This is a genomic window from Nitrospina watsonii, assembly GCF_946900835.1.
GTDB lineage: Bacteria > Nitrospinota > Nitrospinia > Nitrospinales > Nitrospinaceae > Nitrospina > Nitrospina watsonii.
Genome location: NZ_OX336137.1, coordinates 2539229 through 2556043 on the forward strand (window position 1 = coordinate 2539229; position 16815 = coordinate 2556043).

Consider the following 16815-nt stretch of genomic DNA (forward strand, 5'->3'; position numbering starts at 1 on the left):
ATAATCCCTAAAGTTCCAATATTCAAGAGAGTTACAGGGTCGTGCCCGTGGTTGGGTTTGGGCATTCCCAAACCGGCGTGCGGGCATTTTTTTTCAGGGAACCCCTGTTCCGGTCCGTCCTCACCCAAACGATTGCGGGAGATTGAAGGGTGCCAACCGGCCCCCGGAAAATGTTAATCTAGGTTCATTCAATAAAGGAGGACCCGGCAGGGTCCGGAATTACATTAATGAGGTTTTGCATGACACGTACTTTCCGATCAATCCTACACGCCGGATTCTGGATCCTGATGGCTGTCTTCCTGATACCGGTCGCGGGAGACGCCAAAACCGGCACAACCAAAGCAACCGACGTTTCCATTTCTCTGGTGGACGGCATTGCCGTGGCCCCGAGCGGCGACATCTACATTGCGCGCCGCGCTCACAACATCATCAGCAAGATCGATCAAAACGGCATGCTCACCAACGTCGTGGGCACCGGAGTATCGGGTTACAGTGGCGACAAGGGTCCGGCCAACCGGGCTACCTTGAAAGTCCCGGCGGGGCTCACCTTTGACAAGCAGGGCAACCTGTACATCGCCGACCGCGAAAACCACGTGGTGCGGAAGGTGGACACCAACGGCATCATCACCACCGTTGCCGGCACCGGCAGCGCCGGTTACAGCGGCGACAAGGGCCCGGCCACCGAGGCACAGCTCGATCTGCCTTCGGACATGGCGGTGGACAACGCGGGCAACCTGTACATCTCCGATCGTTCCAATAATGTGATCCGCAAGGTGACCCCGGACGGGATCATCACCACTTATGCCGGAACGGGCGATGACGGGTACAACGGCGACAACATGCCTGCACTGCGCGCCAACCTCGACAAGCCGTTCGGACTGACGGTGGACAACGCGGGCAACCTGTATATCGCCGATCGCGGCAACAACCGCATTCGCAAGGTGGATGCGGAGTCCGGCCTGATCAGCACCATCGCCGGAGATGGCGGCTTTTTCTTCATCGGGGACAACGGCCCCGCCTATCGGGCCAGCATCGCGGGTCCGACGGACGTGGCCGTGGACGATGAAGGCAATGTCTACATCGCCGACCGCAACAACAACCGCATCCGCAAGGTCAACACGCTGGGCATGATCCGCACCGTCATGGGCACGGGTCAGCAGGATTACAACGGCGACTCCGAAGTGGCGCGGGAAACCAACCTGCACCTGCCCTTCGCCATCGCGCTCGATACCAACGGCGACCTGCTGGTGGTCGATCGCTCGCATTACCGCATCCGCAAGATGTTTCAGAAAGGCAGCCGCGTGGAAACCCTGGCCGGCAACGGCGTGAAAAATTTCGCCGGCGACAATGGCCCCGCCACCGGAGCCAAACTGGAGTTCCCGCATGGCATCGCCGTGGACGATGAAGACAACATCATCTTTGCGGACAAGGGCAATTACCGCATCCGCAAGATCGATCCCGACGGCATCATCAGCACCATCGTCGGCACCGGCATCCGCGGCAACATCGGCGACAACGGCCCGGCGCTGGAAGCCTCGGTGTTCCCCACCATTCTGGAGTTGAACCACAAGGACGAAATCTATTTCCAGAGCCCGAGCGGATTCGTCAGTCTCATCCGCAAGGTGGACACTCAGGGCACGGTCAGCCTGTTTCTGTCTTCCGGCGACGAGGACTACCAGCAATCCATCATGCAGGCCGGTTTCACCGGACGCTCGTCGCATTCGGAAATCACCGTCATCACTCAATTTTCGGGGATGGCGTTTGACAAACAGGGCAATCTGTATGTTTCCGACCGCATCAATCACCAGATCCGCAAGGTGACGCCCGAAGGCAAGCTCAGCACCGTCGCGGGCAACGGCAGTTCCGATTACACCGGCGATGGCGGACCGGCGACCAAGGCCTCATTCCGCGATCCGCAAGCCCTGACCATGGACAAACAGGGCAATCTGTACATCGGTGACACCGCCAACAACGTGGTGCGCAAGATCGATCGCCAGGGCATCGTCACCACTGTGGCGGGCAATACCGATCATGATTACAGCGGCGACAAGGGACCGGCGCTCGAAGCCGGGATCAAATCGATCGGTGATCTCGCCATCAGCCCTTCCGGCGAGTTGTACATCGTGGAAACGGGCAACCACACGGTCCGCAAAGTGACGCGGGACGGCAAGATCGTACTGGTTGCCGGGCAGCCGGGCGTACAGGGATTATTCGGCGATGGCGGCCCCGCCACCCAAGCCATGTTGAAACAGCCCGCGTGCATCGCGTTCGATTCCAAGGGCAACCTGTACATCACCGACATGGGCAACAACCGCATCCGCAAGGTGACCCCGGACGGGATCATCACCACCATTGCGGGACGCGGCAGTTTCGGCTGGGGCTATGAAGGGGAAGAAGTGAATATTTATTTCCAGAATTTCCCCTGATCCCAATCGGCGCCCGTACCGGAATCTGATTTTCCGAATCCATCATTTACGATAACGCTAAAGAAACTATTTTCTTTTTGGAGAGGCTACGTATGAAACGACACAATCGTCTTCTACCCCTTCTTGTTGCCGGGGTGTTCTGGATGGTCACGGCCGGCAACGCGCTGGCAGCGGATACCGATGCGCTGTCCAACGTGCTCAAAAAAGTGGATCAGGCTGTGTGCACCCAGCCGCGCCAGATGTTTAATTTTTATTCTCCGGACATGGTCATCATCAATGATGACAAACGCGTGCTGCCTGAAATCCGGATCAAGAATTATGAAGTCATGATCTCGGAATTTCAGGGATTGAAATGCGAGCAGAACCGCACCGTGCTGTCCGGCAACATCGGCGATCAGGTCGGCTTCCTGCTGGTGGATGAGTTGATCAGTGTCACCTCGCGACTCAGCACCGACGAACGTCAGCACAGCGTCTGCACCTACGTGTTTGCAAAAAACAGCGGGCAATGGAAAATCACGCACGAACACTGTTCCAGCCTCCCGGACTACACCATCGTGCCGGGAGACGACGCGTTGTATTATTTCCACAACCCGGTTTACTGAGCGGGCGGGAGCCGCAAGGTTCCTGAATCCATTCCCGGCCCGGGCCCGCCCATGCGGGTGTCCGATGGGGAACATGCGATGACCGGCGAACTCTTCAACTCCACAATGCAGGGACCGGTGGTTTCGCCCGAGGGCGTCCACTTTTCCCTGTATTCGGAGCATGCGAGTGGTGTCGAGTTGTGCCTGTTTGAATCGGATACCGCCGTCGAGACGCGCCGCATTCATCTCGACCGGCATCCGGACCACCTGTGGACCGGATGGGTGCCGGGCCTGAAGCCGGGATGCCGCTACGGCTACCGGGTGTACGGTCCCTATGCCCCGGAACAGGGACACCGCTTCAATCCATCCAAGGTCGTGGCCGACCCCTATGCGCGGCTGCTGGGTCAACGTCCCACCTGGAACCGCCGCTGGCACAGCGTGGCGCATGACCTCGCCCAGGAACCCGATTCCAAACTGCCGCCGGACGGCACCGACAACGCCCTTCACGCACCCCTCTGCCGCGTGGTGGATACGGCGTTCGACTGGCAGGACGACGCCCCGCCCAATATCCCCTGGGGCCAAACCATCCTTTACGAAACCCACGTCAAGGGCTTCACCAAACAACACCCGGACGTCGCGCCCGCATTGCGCGGCACCTACGCGGGACTGGCAGCGGATGCGGCCATCCGGCATTTGCAGTCGCTCGGCGTCACCGCAGTCGAACTGTTGCCCATCCATCAGGGCGCGGAAGAGCAGCGCCTGCTGGCGGGCCACCTCACCAATTACTGGAACTACAACACGCTGTTGTTTTTCGCGCCGGAGTTGCGCCTCGCCGCCGGCAGCGATCCCATACGCGAGTTCAAGGAAATGGTGCGTCGCCTGCACCAGGCGGGGCTGGAGGTGATCCTCGATGTGGTGTACAACCACACGGTGGAAGGCGATGCACGCGGCCCCACGCTTGCCTTTAAAGGCATCGACAACCGCACCTACTACACGCTGGATGCGACCAACCCGGCGCGGTACGAGAATTTCACCGGCTGCGGCAACACGTTGAACTTCGCGCATCCGCAGGTGCGCCGGCTGGCGCTCGACAGCCTGCGCTACTGGGTCACCGACATGCACGTGGACGGGTTCCGCTTCGATCTCGGCGTGGTGCTGGGACGCGGCGACGACGGATTCGACCCACAAGCGCCGTTCTTTGAGGCGGTGCGCGAAGACCCGGTGCTCTCAAAAGTCAAACTCATCGCCGAGCCCTGGGACCTGGGACCGGACGGCTACCAGGTCGCGGGGTTCCCCCACGGCTGGTCGGAATGGAACGACCAGTACCGGCAGACGGCGCGCCGTTTCTGGCTGGGCGCACCGGAGCACATCGGCCTCGTGGCGCGGCGACTGAGCGGCAGCGGCGACATGCACCAGCCCCAGGAGCGCGCGCCGCAGGCGTCGATCAACTACGTCACCTGCCACGACGGCTTTACCTTGCAGGACCTGGTCAGTTATCAGCGCAAACACAACGAAGCCAACAACGAACGCAACCAGGACGGCAACAACGACAACGCCAGTTGCAACCACGGCATCGAAGGCGCCACCCGCCGCGCCGACGTGCAACAACGACGCACCCGCCACATGAAAAATCTGATGGCCACGCTGCTGCTCTCGCTCGGCACGCCCATGCTCTCCGGCGGCGACGAGTTGCGCCGCACCCAGCGCGGCAACAACAACGCCTATTGCCAGGACAACGCCCTCAGCTGGTACGACTGGCATCTCGACGACAATAAAATCGACTTCCTCGATTTCACACGGCAACTGATCGCGTTCCGCAAACGCCATCCGGTGTTCCAACGCGATCGCTTTCTGCAGGGCACCCTCGACGCGGGAACGGGACTGAAAGACGTTGCCTGGTTGAAACCTGATGGCGCGGAAATGGAAGAGGCGGACTGGGACGATGCGGACGGCCATGTGCTGGGATGCCTGCTGGCGGCGCCCGCTCCGCAAGAAAACCGCCTTCAGCATTCCGGCAGCCTGCTGATCCTGATGAATGCCGGGGACGCGGAAGGCGCCTGGCGGCTGCCGGAATGGGACGCGCCGGGCGGCTGGCAGCGGGCATTCGACACGGGAAGCGTTGAAAACCCGCCCGCAACCCCGATTCTTCCGGAACAACCCTATCTTTTGACCCCACACAGCCTGGCGGTGCTGGAATGGAAATGAGGCCTTTTCCCATCGAAGCGGTTGAAAAGCCTGCGCCAAATTCATTAGGATAAGAGTTTCAACGTTTTTGATATGGCTTCATGAATCCACCCAACCCCAAAACGGACAAGATCGCGGTCCACATTTCCGAAGATCTGAAACCCCTGATTCCCGGTTACCTGGCCGATCGAAGGCGGGACCTGCAACGCATGGGCGTTTTATTCGAAGCGGACGATCTGGCCGCCATTCAGGAGATCGCGCACATGCTGAAAGGTTCAGGCGCCAGTTATGGTTTTGACCAACTGACCGTGCTCGGCGACGAACTCGAAATGGCCGCCGCCGGCAACCAATCCAAGCCGGTGAAATCGCTTCTCGATCGACTGGCGAATTATCTGAGCCGGCTGGAAGTGGTGTACACATGATCGACTCAACGTGCCGCCACCGTCCGTGCGGATTGCTGTCCACCGCCTTGCGCCGTGATTGGGTCACTGAAATCAAATGGGGAGTTCTGTGAATAAATTCGGGCTCTTCATACTGATGATCGCCTGCACTGCGATCGGGCTTCCTGCACTCGACGGCACCGCCTCCGACAAACCGGTGCTGCAACCCGCCGCCTGGCAACCGTCCTTCCAATCCACCGCATCCGATCCGGAACACTGCCTGCAATGCCACAACGGCATCGAGCCCGCCAGCGCGTCGCATCCGCTCAAGATGGGCTGCACGGCGTGTCATGGCGGCGACGCCTCAGCCGTAACGAAGGAAAACGCGCACGCCACGCTCATCCACGACGCGGATGCGGGCACCGGCAAACGCAACCCCTCATCGCTGAAAGTGGTGCACCTCAGTTGCGGCCAGGCGCAGTGCCACTCGGGATTCGCCGACGACAGCCGCAACTGGGCCGATCATGTCCGGAAATCGCCGATGGGCACGCTGGCGGGCATGATCGCCGGACTGCGCTTTCAGTGGTCGGGGCAGACCGGCAAGGACGCCAAGTTCGGCATCTATGCCGTGGACGACGCGGACGGCAACACGCCCAAAGAAAAAGGCGCGGTGGAACGTCTGTCCCGCCTGCCCTACTTCTCTAAAAAAACCGTGCCGCGCCATCAGCCGGATGCGCAAGACGGTGAGAGGGTGATGCTGTCGAATCATTTCGCCGATCACCTGTTGCGCGACCGTTGCTTCCAATGCCATCTCGACGCCGCGCCGCCCGAGGGGGTGTACCGGTCGCAGGGCTGCGCCGCCTGTCATTTCGCTTACAATGAACAGGGATTGTATGAAGGCAACGATCCCACCATCCCGAAACAGGAACCGGGACACGCGGCGACGCACACGATGACGGTGCTGCCGCCGCAGACGCTGTGCACGCAGTGCCACCGCCAGTTCGAAACCGAGGCGCCGCTGGCCTCTGCAACCTTCACCGCCACCGGTCAACAATTTCGTTTCGCGGGCACCGGCCAGCCGGTGGAGGACGTCCACCGCAAAGCGGGCATGGAATGCATCGACTGCCACACGGCGTTCGACGTGATGGGCGACGGCAACATTTATTCGCGCCAGCATCAGGCCGTCGAGGTGCGTTGCGAAACCTGCCACGGCACGGAAACCGCGTATCCGGAAACCGCCGTCATTCAGGAAAAGACCGATCCCGCCGTGCGGCTCAGCCGCCATTACCCCGGCTTTCAAAACAAGGTCGGCGACGAGATGGTGCTGACCGCCCACGGCAACAAAATGTCGAACGTGAAGAAAATCGGCAAACGGTTCGTCTTTTTCAGCAAACGCAGCGACAAGCAGATCGCCATTCCGCAGGCCGCGTGGAAACGCCAGACGCACACGCTGTCCGGGCATACAAACAAACTGCAGTGCACCTCCTGTCATGCGCAATGGGTGCCGCAGTGTCAGGGCTGCCACATCACCTACGATGCCGCCGCCTACGCTCAGGGCAGGAACCCATGGGGATCGGGTCCGCGTCAACACACCGCCTGGCAGGCGCCCCGGCTGATGCAGGGGCCGCGCGGCAAGATCGCGCCGTTTCTCGAACAACCGCCGCGCACCCTGACTGTGCTCGACGCACAGGGACACCCGTTGCCCGTCATCAATGAAGAGGGCGACCGGGAAGGCGATTATAAGGAGTGGCAATTCACGAATGCACTGGGATATTCTGGGTCCAATCTGGTGTACGCGGCCCAACCGCATTCGGTGCAGAAAACTGTGAGGTCCTGCGCCGGCTGTCACCTTTCTCCGGAAACATTGGGGCTCGGTGAAGGCGAATTGAAACTCCAGGGCGATGCGTCCGGCGAAGACGATGAATACAACTTCCTCGTCTTGACCGACATCAAAACCCTGCGTTCGGAGCTGGGACCGAAAGCCACCGTCACCCTGCGCGGCCAGCCGGTGGCCGGGTCCGGGCAGCCCGGAGCGCGGCCGCTCAACCAGTCGGAGATCCTGCGCATGCTGCGCGTGGGCAATTGCATTCCCTGCCACGATGCGTATGATGATCCGGTTTATCAGAACATGTCCAAAAGTTATCAGTTCGAAAAACAGGGCAGGCACCGGAAACTGCGCGAAAAGATTCTGAAACAGCGTTGATGCGACTATGAAATTTTTCAAACAAGCCTTAGGGAGCGTGGCCTGCCTGCTGTTGCTGGGGCTGGGATTGATCCCCAGCCTGCAGGCGCAGATCGAAAACACGCCGGGTTCCCACAACTCCCAACCGAAAAAGCAACCGGACCTGGGCTTCTCGCCTTCGGTACCGGGCGGCCACTTGTTCGGCAGCGAACCGGAAGACCCGACTCCAGAGGAGGAAACGTTGCAAAGCGAAACGCCCGTGCCGCCTCCGCAGTCGGGCGAAACCACATCCCCCATGACGGCGCCGCCGGAACCGTACCGGTCGGAACCGATTGCGCCGCAGCCGTTCACGCCCGATCCCTTCGCGCCGGAACCGTTTGCGCCGGAACCCGAACCGCAACCGTTCCTGGGCAAACCCAAAACCGAAACCGCCGAGCCGGAACCGCACAGCACCGAACCGGAACCGACGGTGACGTTCGAAAAGAAGATGGTGCTCATTCCACCGATCGCCTCCGGCATCCCATTGTCCGCCGACGATTTCCGCGATCCGTTCTTCCTCATCCGCAACAAGCGCGAGTCGGCGCAGGAAGTGTTGAAACCCGGCACCACGCTGGACGGCATCCGTTTCAACTCGTACGCCGACGGCAACGGATTCATCGAAAACTTTTACCGCGATTCCAATTTCCGTCTGCGCGACGTGTTCGGCAAAATCGAGCTGGTCAACATCGAGGGCGGCTGCCTCACCTGCCACCGCGGCATCGAGGAGATCAGCGAGAACCACCGCTTCGACTGCACCACCTGCCACCAGGGCAGTGAACGAGGGCGGACGCCGGAGCAGGCGCACACGGGCATGATCCCGAATCCCTCGGCACTGGAACACGCGCCCAACGCCTGCGGCAAATGCCACGCCGAGCAGGTGGAGCAGGTTCAGAATTCGTTGATGGCGAACCCGCGCGGCATGGTCGAGATGACGCGCTACGCCTGGGGCCATTCGCCGTTCAACACTTCCAAAGGCGGCAAGGACGCCAAACCGTGGACGTTTGAAGACAGTGGCCACCGCGCCGACGATTTCCTCAAAAAGAAATGCCTGCGCTGCCACGTGCAGTCCAACGCGCCGCACCGCGCCGGGGATTACCGCGCCACCGGCTGCGCCGCCTGCCATATGATCTACACCAACGACGGCCTGACGCTCAGCCGCGACCGCGCCATCCAGAAAGTGCAAAAGGCCGACATCCGCAAGAACGGGTCCCGCTTTGCGTACCGCAACGGATCGACGCCGCTCAAAAACCGGCGCGGCTACCCGCTGGTGCACAAGTTCACCGTCGCCGTGCCCAGCGTTCAGTGCGAGCATTGCCACAACAACAACGGCGTCGGCAACGAATACGAGGGACTGTTCGGCAAACCGGCGCGGCCCATGACCTCGCACGACGACGTGCTCGCCGATCAGCCGGTGCTGCACGGCCGCCAGCATGACTTCCTGATTCCGGACATCCACCGTGAAAAAGGCATGCACTGCATCGACTGCCATAGCGCCAAAGAAATGAAGGCCGATGCCTCGCGAAATCCGACCATGCACAGCGCCGTCAACGTGCGCTGTCAGACCTGCCACGGCACGCATCACAAACCGCCGGAAGGCTATCAACTGGTGGAAGCCGATGAACGGGCGCAAAAGTTATTGAAGTCGAATCAGCTCAACCCCAACCTCATGACCAAGGTTGCCTTGGGAGACGTGGTCATGACCGACGACCAGGGCGATCCGCTGCCGCACATCAAACAGGATCGCGACCAGTGGGTGCTGTTCTCCAAAGTCACCGGCAAGAAGCACGTCATCCCGCTGTTGAAGGAATTGAAATCGATTCCGCTGGCGCACCGCATCACCGAGCATCTGATCAAAGTCGAGTGCGCCGCCTGCCACGCGCGCTGGTCGGCCAATGAATGGGGCCTGCACGCCATCCGCGAACCGGAACTGGACGTCGGCAAGTGGAGCGACTGGAACTTCGCCGACCCGGTGCTGCAACAACGCTTCCGCACCCCGTCCCTGCTGCAAAGTGAACAGGAAAGCGAAGACGACGCGTCGCAAACGGAATCCAGCGACCCGGGCATGCTGGACTGGACTCGCGCCAAACAAAAACCGCAGGGCATCGACGGCCCCTGGAGTCCGGGCGTGTGGGTGAACCTCATCACCGAGTCGGGCTGGAGCGAACCCATGCTGGGCGCCAATCGCCGCGGCCGGGTCATCGTCGTGCAACCGCGCTACCAGTATTTCATCACCGACCTCTCTCAGTCCGATGCGTTGCGCAACCAGGCGGAAGTGCCGGTGACCCAGGACGGCAAACCGGGCCTGGTGTGGACGCCGCACACGCCGCACACCATCCGCCCAACGGCGCGCAAATGCGAATCCTGCCATCAGAACTCTGTCGCCACCGGACTGGGGGAATCGCAACTGCACAAGGTCGAAGACGCCGGCCGTTTTCTGAATGAACTCAAATCCACCAACCGCGTGCTGCCGGAGTTCCAGATCAAGCAGACCGTCACGCCAAAAGGCCGGGCTTTGCAAACCGTGGTGCCGGACGCGGACTTCCTCGACCGCAAGCTGATCGACTCGCTCAACCGCCAGACCGACCGCTACCGCGGCTGGTATTACACGGATCTCAAAACGCGTGGACTGGGCCGCCTGCTGGTGCGCGAAGTGTTTCCTTATGACTCCCGCCATGAGTTGAACGAAAAAAAATTCGGCCAACCCGCAGGCGATGAAGACCTCGTGCTCTACTACGACTTCAATGACAACCGGGTGAAATCCGAGCAACGCCTGCATCCGGCGCAGGACCTGTTCACACCACAGCCGGGACCGGGCGCCGACGACATCGAGCCGGTGGCGCCGCCTGCGGAATCGATGCCGTTCTTCCCCTTTGGCTCGGAACCGACACCGGAGTTCACGCCAGAACCGGAGACGAATCCGCTGGGCATCATCCCGCCGCCGATTGAATAGAGACTCTATGACTCCCTATCGATGGCATCGCACACCCTGGACTCTGGCCGGAATTTTTATTTTCTGGCTGGGCACCGGTGCCCCCGCGTTGGCGGACACCGCCTTGTTTGAGCAGAAGCAATGCGGCGCCTGCCACCGCCTGTCGGCGGAAGAACCTGCAGAGTCGCACCCGGCGCCCGACCTGTTTTACGCCGGCGACAAATACAAAAAAGCGTGGCTGGTTGAGTTTCTGCAGAAACCCGAACCGATCCGCAAAGCGGGGCACCCGCGCGATCCGGGATTTTTAAAAGGCGAGCCGGAGCACAAAGGTCCGCACGTTGCGGTGACGAAAAAAGAGGCGCAAACACTGGGGGCGTTTCTGATGACACAGGCACTCGATGGACTGGAACCGTTGACGCTCGATCTCAAACCCCTGGCGCGTGGCGAACGCGTGCGCGCCAAAATGCTGTTCGAACGCGACCACAGCTGCATTGCCTGTCATGAAAGTTACAACCTGGCCAGGCAGCCGCGTGGCGGCGTGTCGGGTCCGTCCCTGCTCGACGCGGGCAACCGCCTGCAGACGGAGTGGGTGTATCGCTGGCTGAAGAATCCGAAACGCTTCGTCGAGAAAAGCCGCATGCCGGTTTACGATCTCGAAGAAACCGAATTGAAGCTGATGACCCGTTACGTGCTGTCCCACAAAAAGGATGAACCGTGATGCGCGTCGCCGGACAAAACTTTTTCCTTAGGATCGGCGTCCTGCTGGCACTGACCCTGCTGATTGCCGCCTGCGGCGACGACGCGTCGAAACAGGAATCGTCCGCAACGAAACCGCCGGCGATGGAAGCTCCGGCTCCAACGGCCCCCGAACCGGTACCGCCCAAACCGGTGCGCGCGCATCCGGTGACGGAGGAAACACGCGCCACCTACCAGTATTACTGCACGCAATGTCATGGCGTGAAGGGCAAGGGCGACGGCATCAACGCCCCGCATGTGGTGGTGCCTCCGCGCGACCACACCAAGGCGATTTATCTGGAAAGCCGTTCCGATGAGCAGTTGTTCCACGCCATCAAGCACGGCGGGCTGTCCACCGGACGCGCCCCCTGCATGCCCGCCTGGGGCGGTACTTTCGACGACGTCACCATCCATCAACTGGTCAGCTACATCCGCGAGTTGTGCGACTGCGAAGGTCTTTCTTGACCCACCCTCTTTCAACGACACCGCGTTCACTTCCAACCACGATTGAATTGTCTAATCCCTGCAATGGGAGTATGATTGTCTGCAAGACATTGTTTGCCGATGCCCCCTCCCCTGCGGGGCTTCCGGGCCTGCTGGCCGGGGGCACCCGTTTTCTTCCCGGATCACCTCTTCAGGAACGCATCATGGTGGACATCGCACCCTTCACCGGGTTGCTTTACAACGAAGAACAAGCCGGACCGCTGGCCCAGCTGGTGGCTCCGCCGTATGACGTCATCCGTCCCGAGCAGCAACGGGTGCTGTATGAAAAGAATCCGTACAACGTGGTGCGCCTGATCCTCGGCAAACAACACGACACCGACTCCGACCACGACAACCGCTACACCCGCGCCGCCCGGGATTTCACCGACTGGATGGCGCGCGGCATTCTTAAGGAAGACAATCGTCCGGGGTTTTACGTGTACAGCCAGGAATACACCTACAGCGGCAAGGCATATAACCGCTTCGGATTTTTTGCGCGGGTCAGGCTGGAGGATTTCAGCCGGGGCAACATCTGCCCGCACGAGTTCACGCTGGCCAAAGCGAAGGAAGACCGGGCACAATTGATCCGCGCCTGCCGCGCCAACTTCAGCCCGGTGTTCGGTTTGTTTTCCGATCCCGACCACGCGGTGGACCGGTCGCTGGAGACCATCATGCAGTCCGAACCTTTATCGGTGATCGAAGAAGACGGCATCACCCACCGCTTCTGGAAACTGACCGACCCTCAAACTCTGGCGCGGGTTGCGGAACAATTCGAAGATAAAAAAGTGTACATCGCCGACGGGCATCATCGTTATGAAACGGCGCTGGCGTACCACCAGGAAAACGGCGACGCCTCCAGCGACTCGGCGCACGTGCTGATGTTCCTCACCAATATGGACAACGACGCGCTGGCCATCTACCCCATTCACCGGCAGATCAAAAGTCCGGAACCGTTCGACCGCGACGCTTTTCTGAAAAAGCTGGAGCCTTATTTCCGCATCGAACCGTTCCCCAAAAACACGCATCCCGATGTCCTGATCGCCACGCTGGAAGAAATGAGCCATCAGGGCGTGGCGTTTTGCACATACCTGGGACAGGGCGATGCCGTGTTGCTGAAGCTGAAAGACATCGATGCCGTGGCGCCGCACATGACGCCGGACGATGCGGAACCATTAAAAGTGCTCGACGTGTTTCAACTGCACACGCTGGTGCTCAAACACATCATGGGCATCGACACGAAACGCGCCGAACACCAGCAATACATCACCTACAACGTGCGCACGCAGGAGTCGATGGACAACGTGGATCGAGGTGAGTTCGACCTCGTGTTTTTCATGAACGCCACCCGCATCGATCAGGTGCGCAGCCTGGCGGAACAAGGCGTGCGCCTACCACAGAAGGCCACCTATTTTTATCCCAAGCTGCTTTCCGGTCTTGTGATCAACCGGTTCAAATCATGAAAATCGTCAAAGCCGAATTTCTGACCGGCGCGGTGTCGCCCAAGCAATACCCGAAGCAACCGCTGCCCGAAGTCGCGTTCATCGGGCGGTCCAACGTCGGCAAGTCGTCGCTCATCAATTCGCTGGTCAACCGCAAGAAACTGGTGAAGACCAGCGCCACCCCCGGCAAAACGCAGATGATCAATTTCTTCAACATCAATGATGCGTGGATGCTGGCCGACCTGCCCGGTTACGGTTTCGCCCGCGTGCCGGATTCGGTGAAGAAACACTGGCAGACGCTGATCGAGAATTATCTTCAGGAACGCGACACGCTTGAAAGCGTGGTGTTGATCGTGGACATCCGCCGGAAACCCACGGAGCTGGACCTGCACATGAAAGACTGGCTGCAGCAGGTGGGATTGGAATACGTGGTGGTGGCCACCAAGGCGGACAAGCTGTCGCAAACCGAACGGCAGCAGCAGATGAAAAAAATCAAGCAGGCGTTCAGCGACGACGGGCAACGCACGGTGTTGATGTATTCCAGCAAAAACAACAACGGACGCAAGGAATTGTGGAGTTATTTCCAGAACCTGCAAAAAAAAGAGGAAGCTGAACCCGAAACGGATTGAGCTTCCTCTTTAGGGATGTGCATGCGTTACCGGCTGAAGGTCATCCCCACATGTCGTCGGAAATTTCCAGCCGCTCGATTTTTTTGCCATTGATGATGTGGGACTCGAGAATTTCCTCCACATCGTCGGCCTTGACGCCCTTGTACCAGACACCGTCCGGATACACGACGACCACCGGTCCCATGGAACACGGTCCCATGCATCCCGTCGTGGTGAGCATGGCTTTGCCAAACAGGTTTTTCTGTTCGATGCCCATGCCGATTTTTTCAAAAATCTCCATGGCATTGTTTTCGCCACAGGAGCCACGGGGATGCCCGGGCGGGCGCTGGTTCGTACAGACCAGAATGTGATATGCGGGTTTCGGCATTGTTCTCCTCCATGCTTGGTTCAAAGGATCTTCAATAAGATCCTGATTAAGATGCGACTGAATGTGATTCGTTTTGGATTTTTCCGGAGGACTTCCGGAATGCCACGGGTGAAACCGGTCTTCCTCCGGTTCATCGCGCGCAGGGCCTCGTTGTCACCAGCCAAACGGGCTGGTAGTATACTATAATTGAACAAAGTTCCAAACCGAACCTGCATCCGCAGGCCATCACCGGACCGAATTGATGAATTCCAGAACCACCACCAACCCCTCCGCGTCACCGCGATTCAACCTCCCGTACCTCGCCAGGACGCTGGGTGGCCTGTTCGGGCAATCCGTGGTCGGCGTGGAAGCCACGCCTTTGGAGGGCGACGCCTCGACGCGGCGCTACTTCCGCCTGCGACCCCATTACCGGTCGCGGGGACACGGTCCGGACTCCCTGATGCTGATGCAACTGCCGGAACCCTTTCCCGGCAACGACTACGATTTTGTGCGCATGCAAAAATTTCTGGAGGGTTTGAACGTTCCTGTTCCGCACCTGTACCACTACGACGCGGAAAAAGGATTCGTATTTCTGCAGGATTGCGGCGACCAGACTCTGGAACAGCATCTGCAACCCTGCGACGAGGCCGAACGCCAGGCCTGGTACCGGCAGGCAGTGGATATACTGGCCGACATGCAACACCGCGCCACGCAACGCATCACTCCGGACTGTCCGGCGTACTCCCTGCGCTTCAACACCGCCAAGCTGCTGGCGGAAATGGATTTCATGATCGAGCATTACCTCGAAGGTCTGTGCGGCACGACGCTGGACGACGGCGTGTGGAACGCCCTGCGGCATCACCTCGAACGGCTGTGCGCCGTGCTCGATGAACAGCCGCTGCGGTTCACGCATCGCGATTTCCACAGCCGCAACCTGATGGTGTATGACGAAGGCCTGGTGATCCTCGATTTTCAGGACGCGCGCATGGGACCCAGCCAGTACGACCTGGCGTCGCTGCTGCGCGACTCCTACCTGCCGCTGCCGGAGAAATTCGTTCGCAATATGGTGGACCGCTTCATCAGCCTCAAACGGCAAAAGGAAAAACAGGAGGTCGATGCCGGAGAGTACCACCGTGTTTTCGATCTCATGTCGATCCAGCGCAATCTGAAAGCGATCGGCACCTTTGCGTACCAGAAACAAGTCATGAACAACGAACGTTATCTGCCCTGCATTGCGCCGACGCTGGGTTATGTGCGAGACACGCTGAAGCGCCACCCGGAACTGAATGGCCTGCACCGGGCGCTGGCAGCGGTCATCCCGGAACTCACCGTCTGAACCGCCCGCGATCACTCTATGAAAATCCTGAAACGTTACATCCTGGGCCAGTTTCTGAAGACCTACCTGCTGATGGTCGTCTCCATGGTCAGCGTGTTTCTCATCATCGACGCTTTCGAACGCCTCGACGAATTCGTCACCAAACACGGCACCTTCTGGGATTTCATTTTGTATTTTGTTTACAAGGTGCCATTCATCCTTTCCTACATGGCGCCGCAGGCGATCCTGCTGGCTACGGTGGTGACGCTGGTGGGGCTGGCGCGCAACAACGAACTGACGGCGATGCGCGCCTGCGGCATCAGCCTGATGGGCATCACCCAACCCATTCTCAGCACCTCGCTCATCATTGCGCTGGGTCTCGTGCTGCTCAACGAATTCGTCACGCCCAAAACCAGCGAAAACATGAATTACATTTTTTACGTGAAAGTGCGCGGCCACGAAAACATGCATCAGACTTCCCGTCAGAACCTGTGGCTGCGCTCGCCCAACGGTTCTATCTGGAACATGGAAACGTACGATCCGGTGAACAACGTGATGTGGGACGTCAGCCTGTTTTATTACGACCGCGAGCGCCCGGTCATGCGCCAGCGCATCGACGCCGAAAAAGTATCGTGGAACGGCGACCAGTGGGTGTTCGAAAAGGGCGCCATGCGGTTTTTCTCTCCAGGCGGCCTCGACAAAACCCAGTTTTTCGACACGCAGGTGTTTCCCGTTCTGGAGAAACCGGAGGACTTCAACAAGGTGCAGAAACGCGCCGAAGAGATGAGCGCCCGCGAGATGTACCAGAACGTCCTGATCAAGGAGTCCGAGGGGTTTGACGCCACGCGCAGCCGCGTCGATCTGCATCACAAGCTGTCGTATCCCTTCATCAGCGTGGTGCTGGCACTGGTGGGGATTCCGTTATCGATCCGTTCCAGCCGGCGCGGCGGCATGCTGTTCTGCATCGGCCTCAGCCTGTTGATCGGTTTTCTGTTTTTCTTTTTCTATGCGACGTCGATTTCGCTCGGCCAGAAAGGCACCTTCGATCCGTTGCTGGCGGCGTGGGGTCCGTGCCTGTTGTTCATCACCATCGGCCTGTACCTGCTGCTGACGCTGGACAGCGAAAAAATCCTTCCCATTTGACCGG

At 59.7% G+C, this 16815-nt stretch carries 13 protein-coding genes; 12 read left to right on the forward strand and 1 reads right to left on the reverse strand.

Annotated elements, in window-relative coordinates; translation table 11 throughout:
* The first annotated feature begins 287 nt into the window (after positions 1 to 287).
* The 10 genes from QML71_RS11860 (at position 288) to yihA (ending at position 14007) form a co-directional block, all read left to right on the forward strand.
* Positions 288 to 2426, forward strand: a complete 2139-nt coding sequence (locus tag QML71_RS11860; protein ID WP_282012142.1) for an NHL domain-containing protein — start codon at positions 288 to 290, stop codon at positions 2424 to 2426.
* Between the two features lie 92 nt (positions 2427 to 2518).
* Positions 2519 to 3028 (forward strand): nuclear transport factor 2 family protein, encoded by a 510-nt coding sequence (locus QML71_RS11865; protein ID WP_282012143.1) that lies wholly within the window; start codon positions 2519 to 2521, stop codon positions 3026 to 3028.
* A 78-nt stretch (positions 3029 to 3106) separates the two neighbouring features.
* Entirely contained in the window at positions 3107 to 5212 is a 2106-nt protein-coding gene (gene glgX, locus QML71_RS11870) for a glycogen debranching protein GlgX (protein ID WP_282012144.1), read from the forward strand.
* Positions 5213 to 5292: 80 nt separating this feature from the next.
* Positions 5293 to 5613 carry an Hpt domain-containing protein gene (locus QML71_RS11875; RefSeq protein WP_282012145.1) on the forward strand — a complete coding sequence of 107 codons (321 nt, stop codon included), beginning with the start codon at positions 5293 to 5295 and terminating at the stop codon, positions 5611 to 5613.
* 88 nt (positions 5614 to 5701) lie between these two features.
* Positions 5702 to 7774 (forward strand): multiheme c-type cytochrome, encoded by a 2073-nt coding sequence (locus QML71_RS11880; RefSeq protein ID WP_282012146.1) that lies wholly within the window; start codon positions 5702 to 5704, stop codon positions 7772 to 7774.
* Between the two features lie 7 nt (positions 7775 to 7781).
* Positions 7782 to 10742 (forward strand): hypothetical protein, encoded by a 2961-nt coding sequence (locus QML71_RS11885; RefSeq protein WP_282012147.1) that lies wholly within the window; start codon positions 7782 to 7784, stop codon positions 10740 to 10742.
* A 7-nt stretch (positions 10743 to 10749) separates the two neighbouring features.
* Positions 10750 to 11439 (forward strand): c-type cytochrome, encoded by a 690-nt coding sequence (locus QML71_RS11890; RefSeq protein WP_282012148.1) that lies wholly within the window; start codon positions 10750 to 10752, stop codon positions 11437 to 11439.
* On the forward strand, positions 11439 to 11921 hold the full coding sequence (locus QML71_RS11895) for a c-type cytochrome (RefSeq protein ID WP_282012149.1): 483 nt from the start codon (positions 11439 to 11441) through the stop codon (positions 11919 to 11921). Before QML71_RS11890 ends, QML71_RS11895 begins: the two co-directional genes overlap by 1 nt.
* A gap of 182 nt (positions 11922 to 12103) precedes the next feature.
* Positions 12104 to 13399 carry a DUF1015 domain-containing protein gene (locus tag QML71_RS11900; protein WP_282012150.1) on the forward strand — a complete coding sequence of 432 codons (1296 nt, stop codon included), beginning with the start codon at positions 12104 to 12106 and terminating at the stop codon, positions 13397 to 13399.
* The gene (gene yihA, locus QML71_RS11905; protein WP_282012151.1) at positions 13396 to 14007 is read left to right on the forward strand and encodes a ribosome biogenesis GTP-binding protein YihA/YsxC; all 612 of its coding nucleotides are present in this window, start codon (positions 13396 to 13398) and stop codon (positions 14005 to 14007) included. The genes QML71_RS11900 and yihA overlap by 4 nt, the downstream gene beginning before the upstream one ends.
* A 40-nt stretch (positions 14008 to 14047) precedes the next feature.
* Here the strand turns inward: yihA and QML71_RS11910 are convergent, their stop codons facing one another.
* Positions 14048 to 14374, reverse strand: a complete 327-nt coding sequence (locus QML71_RS11910; protein WP_282012152.1) for a (2Fe-2S) ferredoxin domain-containing protein — start codon at positions 14372 to 14374, stop codon at positions 14048 to 14050.
* 241 nt (positions 14375 to 14615) lie between these two features.
* Here QML71_RS11910 and QML71_RS11915 point away from each other — a divergent pair, with 241 nt between their 5' ends.
* The gene (locus QML71_RS11915; RefSeq protein ID WP_282012153.1) at positions 14616 to 15689 is read left to right on the forward strand and encodes an aminoglycoside phosphotransferase family protein; all 1074 of its coding nucleotides are present in this window, start codon (positions 14616 to 14618) and stop codon (positions 15687 to 15689) included.
* Positions 15690 to 15707: 18 nt separating this feature from the next.
* Entirely contained in the window at positions 15708 to 16811 is a 1104-nt protein-coding gene (gene lptG, locus QML71_RS11920) for an LPS export ABC transporter permease LptG (protein ID WP_282012154.1), read from the forward strand.
* Positions 16812 to 16815: the final 4 nt, after the last annotated feature.